Source organism: Pseudoalteromonas sp. Z9A4 (assembly GCF_011378845.1).
GTDB lineage: Bacteria > Pseudomonadota > Gammaproteobacteria > Enterobacterales > Alteromonadaceae > Pseudoalteromonas > Pseudoalteromonas arctica.
In genome coordinates this window covers 131,411-143,044 of the sequence record NZ_WTLA01000009.1, presented here as the reverse complement: position 1 = coordinate 143,044, position 11,634 = coordinate 131,411, and the positions used below count along the sequence as shown (strand labels likewise).

10 protein-coding genes are annotated in these 11,634 nt (G+C 39.0%); 7 read left to right on the top strand and 3 right to left on the bottom strand.

Annotated elements, in window-relative coordinates; genetic code table 11:
- Positions 1-493: 493 nt before the first annotated feature.
- Positions 494-793 carry a hypothetical protein gene (locus GQR54_RS09335; protein WP_021032137.1) on the top strand — a complete coding sequence of 100 codons (300 nt, stop codon included), beginning with the start codon at positions 494-496 and terminating at the stop codon, positions 791-793.
- A 16-nt stretch (positions 794-809) separates the two neighbouring features.
- Here the strand turns inward: GQR54_RS09335 and GQR54_RS09330 are convergent, their stop codons facing one another.
- Positions 810-1,202 carry a hypothetical protein gene (locus tag GQR54_RS09330; RefSeq protein WP_166377364.1) on the bottom strand — a complete coding sequence of 131 codons (393 nt, stop codon included), beginning with the start codon at positions 1,200-1,202 and terminating at the stop codon, positions 810-812.
- 104 nt (positions 1,203-1,306) lie between these two features.
- Positions 1,307-2,176 carry a CPBP family intramembrane glutamic endopeptidase gene (locus tag GQR54_RS09325; protein ID WP_166377362.1) on the bottom strand — a complete coding sequence of 290 codons (870 nt, stop codon included), beginning with the start codon at positions 2,174-2,176 and terminating at the stop codon, positions 1,307-1,309.
- A gap of 112 nt (positions 2,177-2,288) precedes the next feature.
- Between GQR54_RS09325 and GQR54_RS09320 the strand changes: the two genes are divergently transcribed.
- The 3 genes from GQR54_RS09320 to GQR54_RS09310 all read left to right on the top strand — a co-directional run bounded on the left by GQR54_RS09320 (position 2,289) and on the right by GQR54_RS09310 (position 5,454).
- Positions 2,289-2,990, top strand: coding sequence for a DUF3581 domain-containing protein (locus tag GQR54_RS09320; protein WP_166377360.1), 702 nt, complete (start codon positions 2,289-2,291; stop codon positions 2,988-2,990).
- Between the two features lie 177 nt (positions 2,991-3,167).
- Positions 3,168-4,415: a DEAD/DEAH box helicase gene (locus GQR54_RS09315; protein ID WP_024593280.1), complete on the top strand. Its 1,248-nt coding sequence runs from the start codon at positions 3,168-3,170 to the stop codon at positions 4,413-4,415.
- A gap of 58 nt (positions 4,416-4,473) precedes the next feature.
- On the top strand, positions 4,474-5,454 hold the full coding sequence (locus GQR54_RS09310; RefSeq protein ID WP_166377357.1) for a sensor domain-containing diguanylate cyclase: 981 nt from the start codon (positions 4,474-4,476) through the stop codon (positions 5,452-5,454).
- A gap of 330 nt (positions 5,455-5,784) precedes the next feature.
- On the opposite strand, the gene GQR54_RS09305 is transcribed toward GQR54_RS09310, so the two are convergent.
- A complete protein-coding gene (locus tag GQR54_RS09305) occupies positions 5,785-6,741 on the bottom strand; it encodes a methylenetetrahydrofolate reductase (RefSeq protein WP_024593278.1) in 957 nt (318 codons plus the stop codon).
- Between the two features lie 250 nt (positions 6,742-6,991).
- Here GQR54_RS09305 and GQR54_RS09300 point away from each other — a divergent pair, with 250 nt between their 5' ends.
- The 3 genes from GQR54_RS09300 to GQR54_RS09290 all read left to right on the top strand — a co-directional run bounded on the left by GQR54_RS09300 (position 6,992) and on the right by GQR54_RS09290 (position 11,604).
- On the top strand, positions 6,992-9,874 hold the full coding sequence (locus GQR54_RS09300) for a pitrilysin family protein (protein WP_166377355.1): 2,883 nt from the start codon (positions 6,992-6,994) through the stop codon (positions 9,872-9,874).
- A 197-nt stretch (positions 9,875-10,071) separates the two neighbouring features.
- Positions 10,072-10,890, top strand: a complete 819-nt coding sequence (gene cysE / locus GQR54_RS09295; protein WP_121955565.1) for a serine O-acetyltransferase — start codon at positions 10,072-10,074, stop codon at positions 10,888-10,890.
- Positions 10,891-10,905: 15 nt separating this feature from the next.
- Positions 10,906-11,604, top strand: coding sequence for a hypothetical protein (locus GQR54_RS09290; RefSeq protein ID WP_166377353.1), 699 nt, complete (start codon positions 10,906-10,908; stop codon positions 11,602-11,604).
- Positions 11,605-11,634 lie beyond the last annotated feature (30 nt).

Genomic DNA, 11,634 nt, shown 5'->3' with positions numbered 1-11,634 from the left:
GCGAACGGTGCTCGCAAAGACACAAAAATATCCAGTTAGGTATAAACGAAAAAACACCACTCGTTCTTAAACGAGTGGTGTTAAGCTTATTAAGCTCGGCTTTTTTGTGTCAGATAGTTTTATATAAGGGTCTGTTGTTCTTTCAAGGTTGAATTTACAGCAGTCTGTTTGGTATTTAGGCAAGGCAGAGCCTATGCAGTGTGGTTATTCCCCATAAATGGGCGATAACGTAGCATTAATGCCAAACAGGCGCTGCCCAAAGGGTTCTTCCTAGGGGCTACTTACTCTTTGTTGCTCGGTTTTTACTTAGCCCACTAGGTTACAAATCTCGCGCCGCGATTAAATAGCCCCTAGTTTGAATGAATTTTAATCCGCAAAGAACAACAGACCCTAGTCTGATTGGCTATATATCATGGCGTTTTAGTCTCGTTTAAAAACGAAGTAAGATCCAGCCCAATGATACAATAAGACACATAAACAATATGGAGGCAGTATGATTGCAACCGTTAAAAACAAAGCTATTTTTAGCAGTAATACATTTTCGATAAACCTTGTTACTTACCCAACTAATCACAGCGTAATGAACCATATTGACCCTGTGCAGCAAGGGCGCTATTACAAGCTCAACTTTGTATTAGAAAAACCTAAAGCGGGTGGGGTATTTAAATGCTCAAAATGCATTATAAATTTATTTAATCGCGTGTATTTATTCAGACCCGATAAGTACGAACACAGCGTATCTAAAATCGAGTCTGGAAAGCGCGTACTACTTAGCTTTGCGCTTAATATATAATTTGCACTTTTACTTATTAATAGTCGTAGGCCTGTCCGGTGCATAAAACAGATAGGTCGCAATACGATACAGACGTTTCACTACAAGAATTAATAGTAAAAGCATTCCCGCCTCTGCGCATAGCATCAGCTTTAAGTAAATCAATCGCGTTTGATTTAGAGCGATTGTAACTTACATTATTGCTGCCCATACCGTCGCCATCACAGCTTTCACCTTCTATTCGCCCTAAAAGTGTTGCGCCACTTTCGTGTGCTTCTTGGTCGCTATAAAACTGCTGTAAATCTCTTTTATTAACGTAGGTGCCAATTTCTTGAGATAAAACGCCGTTGTCTATATCTGTACGATAAGTCATGCCTGAACAACCAGTTATTGTGGCCAGTACTGTTATTGCCATTATAAAGCGTAGCATATTTATTAGTCCCTTAATTTATTATTTGAAATAGTAAATTACTAACAAAATCAAATGCGGGCAATGTTTACTACTAAGTAAATTGTTAGCATTTGTAAATGTATTTAGATTTTATTGAGCATCGGGTAAGTAAACAAAAAGAAGTGGCAAACATTAACCAACCAATGGCATAAAATAGCCCACTCTAAGCGCTGCGTTTTATAAAAAACATAGCCATACCCCAAGCCTGCAATAAATGAAACCAATACATAGTTAATTCCTCCAGCAAAATGTGCCAAAGCAAAAATACCTGCAGTAATTACAGGGGCAAGTATTGCTAAACGGGTCGGTGTAATTATTTTGCTAAGCTTAGTTTGTAGTAAACCTCGAAATAAAGCTTCCTCGGCAACACAGGTAAATAAAAGATTAATAGCCATAAAGGCTAACCAAAAGCCAGGAACCTTAGGGTTAAAGCTTACAAGTCCAAGCATTAAAGCCGCAGTGAGCGAAGCTAAAACAGTAGTAATAATTATTAAAGTAGCTTGTTTAACGTTTAATGGGTCTGCTTTATTAGAGTCTGCTTTTAAAGTTTTTTTATTCGAATAAAAGTAAGCACAAAGAAATAACCCAGCCATAGCTTTATCAAAGTTAGCATAAAGGGTAAAAGCAATCGCATCGCTTGTAATACGCTCGTTTATAACAATAGGGAGGTTATTAAAACCAGGTACCCAATGAAGTGCTAATGCTAATGAGGAAACTATAAAAACAGTACTTAAAGTAGCGCGTATTATTGCCTGCTTTGTATTTAGCGCACAGTAGTATAAAACAACGTAAAGCCCGGTTAACAGCAGGGCATATAAATTTATATAACCTTGAAAATATGCACTTACAACACTTAAAGCTAGTAAGTAGTGCCAAAGGGGTTGCCGCATTATTGATATTTTGCAGTACGGAAAAACACATATAATTGATAGCGCTAATAAATAAAAGGTCATTGTTTTTTATTGCTCTGTTTTATTTAGCAACTAATCTAACAGATTCGACCTCTCAGTATTTTTTTTCTGGTAATATAGATAGGTTATAAGCAGTTTAAGCAGTGAACAAACTATGTTAAGTCCTTTTTTTCAGCAGCATGCTGATTATGTTTCTATCTCTCGTGAGCAAGGTTGTCGATTCGCTAAATGCGTTGCTGACGATTACAATCCACTTCACGACAAAGATGCCAAAAAGTTTTGCGCGCCAGGAGACTTACTTTTTTCATTGGTACTAGACCGCTACGGTATTAGTGAACAAATGGAATTTACTTTTGCCGGTATGGTTGATGAAAACACCAAACTTAACTTCCCTGAAGGGGCTGATGAGTTTGATGTAACCAATGGCGAAAAAGTTATTTTAAAGGTAAAGCGCAGCGGTAAAACCAGCCAATGCCCAGCACTAACTAATAGTCTTATAAAAAATTATGTTGAGTTTTCTGGTACTACTTTTCCGCATGTAATTATTCCATTAATGGGCAAGCAAGAGGTAATGATAAACCCTGCTCGCCCAATGATTATTTACGAATCAATGCTTATCAATCTTGATAATCTTGATATTACAGAACCAGAACTTGAGTTTGCAGAGCCTAGTTTTGAGTATGCCGGTAAGCGCGGAAAAATTACACTACGTTTTAACCTGTTAGAAAACGGCGTTAAAGTGGGTAGTGGTGAAAAGCATATGGTAGTTTCGGGTATACGCGAATACTGCCAAGCAACAGTTGACGATTTAATAGCGTTTTACAACGAGCGTAAAGCGACACTAAAGCCAGCTTAAAGCTACAGCAAACTATAAAAGGCGCTAAATACAGCTGTTATTTAGCGCCTTTTTTATTGTTTTTAGCGCTAAAGTGAAAGTGAGCAACCACGATTAAATACTTTTCTGGACTGGATAATTTACGCAGTACAGTAATATGCGTACAATAGCGCTCTTTGTTATTTTAAAGCTAAACCTATGTCTGCCACTACGTTCTCATCACTTAATCTCGACCCGTTATTATTAACAGCGATTGAGCAAAATAATTACACTCAACCAACCGCAATTCAGATTAAAACTATTCCGCCTATTTTAGCCGGAAGTGATGTAATGGGCAGCGCGCAAACAGGTACGGGTAAAACTGCCGCCTTTGTTTTACCTTTATTACATAAGCTTTTAAATACCCCTAAAAAAGATGAGCAAGGCCTTGCCCGCGTTGTAATTTTAACGCCAACCCGTGAGCTTGCTCAGCAAGTATTTGCAAGCTTTGAAAAGTACGCACAAGGCACTAATATCAATGGCGCTTTAGCCTATGGTGGCGCAAGTATTGGCCCTCAAATAAAAGCACTTAAAACAGCGCAAGTTATAGTGGCAACACCTGGGCGTTTGCTTGATCATATAGTTAAAGGCAGTGTGGTACTTTCAAGCGTAGACTCCTTAGTGTTTGACGAAGCTGACCGCATGCTTGATATGGGGTTTATTGATGAAATTAGACGTATATTGCGACATATCCCGGGCGATCGCCAAACTTTACTATTTTCAGCTACGTTTGATGACAGCGTGTTTGAACTCAGTAAAAAGTTACTTAAAAACCCAGAGCTAATTGAAGTTGATAAACGTAACTCAGCAGCTGTTGAAGTAGAGCAAGTTATTTACGCTGTAGATGAGGATCGTAAGCGCGAACTTGTATCGCACATGATTGGTATGAAAAACTGGCGCCAAGTGCTTATTTTTACTCGCACAAAACAAATGGCTGATCAGCTTGCTAAAGAAATGTGTAAAGACGGTTTAAAAACCGAATCAATCCATGGCGACAAATCGCAAGGCGCACGCGACCGTGCATTGCAAAACTTTAAAGAAGGTATTACACGCGTACTTGTTGCAACCGATGTAGCTGCGCGTGGTTTAGATATTTCTACACTTAGATACGTAATTAACTTTGAACTACCGTACATTGCCGAGGATTACGTGCACCGTATTGGCCGTACAGGGCGTGCTGGCGAACAAGGACTTGCTATGTCGCTGGTAAGTCTTGATGAGCAATGGCTGCTAGAAGAAATTGAAGTACTACTCGATACGCGTTTAACGCCGCAGTGGTTAGAAGGTTACGAGCCAGATCCTAATAAAAAGCCAAAAGATAATCGTAAAAATACTAACAAGTCGCGAAAAGATCGCGATAAAAAACGCATCACTGGTAAAAGAGAGCCAAGTAGACGTCGTAAATAATAGCTTTTACTTTACTTTTTTGCCTATACTGGAGCTACTAAATAGCCGAGGTAAAGCAATGTTTGAAATTGATCAATGGGCATTTTCTGGTATTGATGGCCAAATATCTTTGCATAAATGGCAAAAAACAATCGACCTTATAACGGGGCTTTTTTCAGCCCCGTCTGGTTATATAGTTCAGGCAACAAGCAAAGGCTATCGCGTTGTTATTAGAAGTAACGAGGGTGGATCTAACTTTGAGACCAACCCTATACTCCCTCCTCAAACTCCTCTGTTTTGTCGCCACGTAGCTGAAACTAACAATACATTATATGTTAATGATGCAAGTAATAACGATACATGGAATACCCTACCAGAAGTCGTTGAAGACGGTGTTGAATCCTACCTAGGTTTACCTATTCATTGGCCTGAAGGCGAAGTGTTTGGCACGTTATGTTTAAAAGACACTAAAATAACAAGCTATACCGATGAATATTTTGAACTCATAGAACAACTACGTGATTTAATTGAAGACGACTTAGCGCTTGTGTATAGCTATGAGCAAATGCGCGAAATAGCCATGTTAGACTCATTAACGAATATTTATAACCGCCGGGCACTTAGCTTACTCGCTCAACAAAAACTTAACTTAGCACTGCGTTTAGGCTTTGACGTATGCTGTTTGTTTATTGATATAAACGACTTTAAAAAATTAAACGACACCTGCGGACATGAGGTGGGCGACAAAGCCTTAATTATATTGGCAGATACGCTAAAAACGCATTTAAGAGATGCTGATATAGTAGGACGCTTAGGTGGCGATGAGTTTGTTGCAGTAATGCAAGTAAGCGATAAGAGTAAAATTAACTACATTATGGATAAAATATCCTCTGAGTATTCAAAAGCTTTACTCAAAGAAGACGTTTGCGATTTATCGCTTAGTATTGGTTATAGTTTTACTAATAAACAAAAGCAGCCCTTTGAAGCGCTATTAAATGATGCAGACCACGCAATGTATAAAAATAAACAAGCGTATAAGCTCGCTAAAAAAGCACAATAATAAAAGGAGGTTCGTCATGACTCATGCCACACAAACTTGGTTGGTTTCTTCTGCGATGGGTTTTATTTTTTCCTTAGCAATAATAAGCTTATTTGAAACGTCCCTAGCATTAGATTTATATCTAATGAGGGAATAATTTTTGGTGTTATGTGCTCCTCTATGGGGTTTGCCTTAAAAAGGCTTGAGAGTAATAACCAAAAACACCTTCAATAAATAGCTTAAGCTGCAAATCTTTACTTGTATTTATTAATTAATTTTTCAAAGAACGGACATAAAAAAGCAAGCCATTAGGCTTGCCAAGAAGGGTGTTAATTAGCTCTTACCTAGCCTTTAAGCTATTAGCTTTTCCGCAAGGTTCAATTCCATAATGGCTTTTAATAAACGGTATAAGTTAATTGACGCGTCAATTTCTTCTTTACGGTTTGTTAAGCTTTCAATATTTAGGCCCAGAGGTACATCTAAATGCGCACAGCTTTTAAGTATTAAGTCGAGGTTTTCGCGGCAAATACGGACTGATTCGCTTAATGTATTGTCTGCATCAAGCATGCGCCATTTAGTTGCCTCTGGCACTGAGATACCCAACCATTGCATAAAGTCTAAGGTTTTTTCGCCGCCGCACGGGGTAAACGTTAATATAATACGTTGAGGTGTAATCCCTTGTGCTTTACATGTACGTGCGTAGCTAGTAATTAGCTCTATAGTCGCTTGTGCGTCGTAAACAGCTTGCGATATAAAAAACTGACAACCTTGTGCTGTTTTTTCTATTAATCGTTCGTGCTCATTTCGTTTACTTGAATGGCGCTCGGCAATAGTAACGCCACCTAAAAAGAAATCATCTGATTGCTCAGCCATCGCTTTATACGCATCTGGCAGGCTTAGCTTTATATCGCCTATCGATGACGGGCTACCTACTAAAACAACATTTTGTAAATCGTAGTCGTTTTTAGTTTCACTTAGCCAATCTTTAAATTCGCCTACGCCACGCTGCGCCACACTTTTATAAGTAATCACATCTTGTGCAGATAAATTACGAAGTAAATGGCTGTATTCACGCGGATCAACGGTTTGTTTAAACGCAAATGGGCGGTCTTGATTAGTGCGGCTGCTTTCGTCTTGAATGTCGTAAATTATCACGCCGTCGTATTCAATTTCGTGTAAGCGACCTAATAGCTTTTCTGCAATGGTTTTTAATTGCGCTTTATCGGTGCCAATTTTAGGCGGGGTAGTACCAATAAGATAAACACCTTGATTGGTGTCCACTATCTTCTCTTTTAGTGATAAAGCCATAATCCTCATTCCAGCTAAGTTTGTTTTGATGGATTTAATATAGCAGCCATTTAGACGTCTAGATAGATTTATTTAGTGAAAGTTTTTCAACTAACATGATGTTTATTCATAGGGCCTGTTCCCATAATTTATAATTGACACAGTTGTTTACATAATAAATTCCCTTGGGGCTCTTATATTTATTGGCTTTGGGGCATAATTAAAGAGTTAAATCTGACAACAAATTTGCTCAATTTAAAAAGGGACAACAATGAAATTTAAATTATTAGCAACCAGCTTAGCGGTATCGCTGGCGTTAACAGGTTGCGCCATGCAACAAAACCAAAGCACGCAAACAACAGCACAACAAGAACAAGTAAATAAAGCTGATGATCGTGTTTTTTCGCAAGATTATTTAATTGAAGAGCTAGAAAACGGCTTACGTGTCATGGTTGTTAAAACTGATTACCCTGATGTAGTGTCGCTGCAAATTCCGGTATCGGTTGGATCGCGTAACGAAGTTGAAGAGGGCAAAACAGGCTTTGCTCACTTTTTTGAACACATGATGTTTAAAGGCTCACAAAAATACCCTGAAGATGTGTACTCAGACATATTAAAAAATTCAGGTGTTGATAACCGCGCCTATACAACAAACGATTTTACAAACTACCATTTAAACTTTTCAAAGCAGCATCTTGATAAAGTACTTGAGCTTGAAGCTGATATTTTTCAAAACTTAACATACACCGAAGAGCAATTTAGAACCGAAGCACAAACGGTAAAAGGTGAGTACTTAAAAAACAACGCGAGCCCAATTCGTAAATTATTAAGCGCTGTACGCGAAGAAGCGTTTGATAAGCATACTTATAAACACACCACTATGGGCTTTTTTAAAGACATAGAAGCCATGCCTGATCAAATGGCGTACGGTAAAGAGTTTTTTGCTAAATTTTATAAGCCTGAGTATGTGTCACTTGTTATTGTGGGCGATGTAGACCCACAAGCAACAATGGCAATGGTTAAAAAGCATTGGGGCAGCTGGAAAAAGGGTAACTATGTTGCTGATATTAAAGCAGAGCCTGTTCAACAAGCACCAAAATATTTGCACCAGCAAGATGAAGCGCTACCAGGGCATTGGTTACTTGTATCCTACAAAGGCGCTGCGTGGGAGCCTGCTAAAAAAGACAGAGCGGCGCTTGATTTAATCTCACAGCTTTATTTTTCTAGTAATTCAGATTTATATCAAGAGCTAGTGGTCGACAAACAAATTGCCAGCCAAATGTTTACCTATAACCCAGAGACAAAAGATCCGGGTTTATTACACGTATTTGTTAAAGTAGAAAACGCAGACGATTTAGCCACTGCGCGCGATGCCATTAACCGAACTTATGCAAAAGCACGCACTGAGCTTGTTGATGAGCAAAAGCTGAGTGATTTAAAATCGAACCTTAAATACAGCTTTATAAATGGCTTAGACTCGTCGCAAGCGATTGCATCAACCCTTGCCAGCTACATGCATTTTGAGCGCGATCCTGAGGTTATAAACCAGCTGTATAAATCGGCAGATAACATTACCAGCGCAGATATTAAAGCCGTTGCTAATAAATACTTTACTGATAACGCACGTACCACATTAACAATGTCGGCACTTGATAAAGCCCCAGGTTTTGAGCAAGAAGTTGATTTAAATGCGCTTACTGCAAAGCTTGAACAAGCACCTGCGGCACCTGTATTTAAAGTACTTGATAAAACGAATAGCTCGCCATTAATTGATGTTAACTTTTTATTCAATACCGGTGCGGCTGCCGACCCACAAGGCAAAAAAGGTGTTGCTGCGTTAACTGCGGCTATGCTTGCACAAGGTGGCTCAGAGGCGACAAGCTATAAAGATATTCAAAAAGCACTTTATCCGCTTGCGGGTAGTTTTGGTTATCAAATAGATAAAGAAATGCTGTCGTTCCAAGGGCGTATTCATAAAGATAATGCGGCGCAGTGGTATACACTTGTGAGCGATCAATTACTAAACCCAGGCTTTAGAGACGATGACTTTAAGCGCCTTAAAAAAGAAATGATTGACGGCATTAAGTCTGGCTTAAAAGCCTCTAATGATGAAGAGCTAGGCAAAGAAGTGCTCTACAGTGCGCTTTACAAAAATCATCCTTACGAAAGTTACAACTACGGTGACATTTCGGATTTAGAAGCGCTGACACTGGATGATGTTAAAGCGTTTTATAACAGTGAGCTTACGCAATCTAAACTTACGGTTGGCTTAATTGGGGCTGTACCTGCAAACCTTAAAGCTAAAATGATGAGCGATTTTGCAACGTTACCAAAGGGTGAGCAAAGCCGTTTAAGTATTCCTGATGCACCAGTACTTAAAGGTCATCATGCAACTATTGTAGAAAAGTCGGCGCAATCAACTGCGGTATCGTTTGGTTTTCCTATTGATACAATAAGAAGTAGCGAAGACTGGACAGCCCTTTGGCTTGTGCGTTCGTACTTTGGTGAGCACCGTAGTTCTAACAGCTTTTTGTATGAGCGCATTCGTGAAACTCGCGGCATGAACTATGGCGATTACGCATACATTGAATATTTCCCACGTGGTATGTTTCAAACCAAGCCTGATGCAAACCTAGGGCGCTCTGAGCAAATATTTCAAGTGTGGTTACGCCCACTTCGCTCTAATAACGATGCGCACTTTGCAACACGTACCGCCTTGTTTGAGTTAGATAAGTTAATTAAAAATGGTATGAGCGAAGATGACTTTGAAGCCACGCGTAACTTTTTAATTAACTTTGTGCCGCAAATGGTTGCAAGTCAAAACCGCCAATTAGGTTACGCACTTGATAGCGAATTTTACAACACAGATAGCTTTGTAAGTTACGTAACTAACAAACTTAAAACGCTAAGCGTTGCTGATGTTAATCGCGTTATTAAAGAAAACTTACAAACAGACAATGTTCAATATGTGTTTATAACCGCAGACGGCGCTGATATGCAAAAACGTTTAGCATCGCAGCAAACATCGCCAATGGTTTATAACACCAATAAACCTGCTGAGCTGGTTGCTGAGGATAAAGTAATTGCTGATTATAAATTAGCAATTCCTGCAAAAAATATTGAAGTGATGAAAGTCGATAAAGTATTTCAATAATTTAAGTGGTTTTTAAGCGTTAAAATAATGCTTCGGTGCTATAAGCACCGAGGCATTTTTATTATTTAATAATGAAACTTAATAAACAGTTATACCTAATAACCAGAACAAATAACTAAGGGATTAACACCTTAGTGGTTAAATCCGTTAGACTTGGGAAAAGGCTATTTTATATCAACTTAAGGCAGTGCAGTATTATGCGTCATGCAATTTGGCAACAGCTTCGCGACGAAGCTAACGATGTAGTAAAACGTGAACCATTATTAGCAAGTCATGTTTATTCATGCATTTTGAATCATGATTGTTTAGGTTCGGCATTGAGCTTTATTGTTGCTAATAAGTTGGCTGATGCGGTGGTATCTGCATTCACTATCCGCGAATTGTTCGACCAAGCATTTGTAAAATGTGACCGTATGCTCTCGTTTGTTGCTGAGGATATTAAAGCAGTAAAAGACCGCGACCCTGCATCAGAAACCTATCTTACGGTTATATTAAATCTAAAAGGTTTTCATGCTATTCAGGCGCACCGTTTGGCTAATTGCTTGTGGCAACAAAACCGCAAAGAGCTAGCGCGCTTTATTCAAAGCCGTAACTCTGAAGTGTTTGGGGTCGATATTCACCCAGCATGTAAAGTAGGTAAAGGCATTATGTTTGACCACGCAACTGGTATTGTTATTGGTGAAACAGCAGTAATTGAAGATAACGTATCAATTTTGCAATCTGTAACGCTTGGCGGTACGGGTAATGAGCAGGGCGATCGTCATCCTAAAATTAGAGCGGGCGTGTTAATTGGCGCCGGCGCTAAAGTACTTGGTAATATTGAAGTAGGTGAGGGCGCACGAATTGGTGCAGGCTCTGTTGTACTTAGCAATGTTCCACCACATACAACCGCTGTTGGCGTACCAGCTAAAATTATTGGTCGACCGGATTGTGAGTGTCCGGCACAAAGTATGAACCAAAACTTTTTGACTCAACAAGAGCCAGAAAACGCATCGCATACTAGCGCAATGCTGTAGCCTTAGGTAAAAATAATGTCTAATAAAAGTAACTCACTTTCAATGTTGCTAAGTTTTATTGCTGGTGTGGGGTTGGCTAGTAGTTACTTTTTGTTTTTTAATAAAATATCTAATGACGCATATCCTCAGTCAGAAAATACGCGTCAGAATGTTACTATTAAAGTCAGTAGCAATAATAAACTTAGTAGTCATGATGTTAGCAATGACTCAAACCTAAATAGCGCTTTAATTACGGCCAACCAAAATGCTACACGGCAATTTGTTGAACAAGAGTATACTCAGCAAATAAGTACGCTTACCGACGAACTTGCCGTTAAAACCAAGGAACTAAAGCGTGCCGAACAACAATTAAAGTCAACTCAGTTAGCGCAATTAGATGATGTTGATTTTTCTAAGCAACTTGATGAAAAATTTGATAATGAAAGTGAAAATACTCAGTGGAGTTATGAAATAGAAACGGCGCTTACCGATTTTTTAATTACCAGCAACTTGAGTAACTCAGCACAGTTAAGTGATTTGGAGTGCAAGCAAACACTGTGTAAATTTGTGATTGTTGCTGAGCAAAGTAATGAGCAAAGTAATGAGCAAGGACATGCGCAGTGGCGTGAGCTTAACGATAAGCTAACAGCAATGCCCTGGTGGCAGCAATTTAAGCTAACTACATCAAGCTCTAACGACGAGAAAATAGAGTTTGTAGTAAGTATCAAAGAATAAGTATACGCACTTTATAATGTTTTTTAACAG

Bases quoted from the DNA above. Each gene is read 5' to 3' on its own strand.
- GQR54_RS09325 (WP_166377362.1), bottom strand. From the start codon at position 2,176: ATGACCTTTTATTTATTAGCGCTATCAATTATATGTGTTTTTCCGTAC.
- GQR54_RS09300 (WP_166377355.1), top strand. From the start codon at position 6,992: ATGAAATTTAAATTATTAGCAACCAGCTTAGCGGTATCGCTGGCGTTA.
- GQR54_RS09310 (WP_166377357.1), top strand. From the start codon at position 4,474: ATGTTTGAAATTGATCAATGGGCATTTTCTGGTATTGATGGCCAAATA.
- GQR54_RS09305 (WP_024593278.1), bottom strand. From the start codon at position 6,741: ATGGCTTTATCACTAAAAGAGAAGATAGTGGACACCAATCAAGGTGTT.
- GQR54_RS09330 (WP_166377364.1), bottom strand. From the start codon at position 1,202: ATGCTACGCTTTATAATGGCAATAACAGTACTGGCCACAATAACTGGT.
- GQR54_RS09290 (WP_166377353.1), top strand. From the start codon at position 10,906: ATGTCTAATAAAAGTAACTCACTTTCAATGTTGCTAAGTTTTATTGCT.
- GQR54_RS09320 (WP_166377360.1), top strand. From the start codon at position 2,289: ATGTTAAGTCCTTTTTTTCAGCAGCATGCTGATTATGTTTCTATCTCT.
- cysE (WP_121955565.1), top strand. From the start codon at position 10,072: ATGCGTCATGCAATTTGGCAACAGCTTCGCGACGAAGCTAACGATGTA.
- GQR54_RS09315 (WP_024593280.1), top strand. From the start codon at position 3,168: ATGTCTGCCACTACGTTCTCATCACTTAATCTCGACCCGTTATTATTA.
- GQR54_RS09335 (WP_021032137.1), top strand. From the start codon at position 494: ATGATTGCAACCGTTAAAAACAAAGCTATTTTTAGCAGTAATACATTT.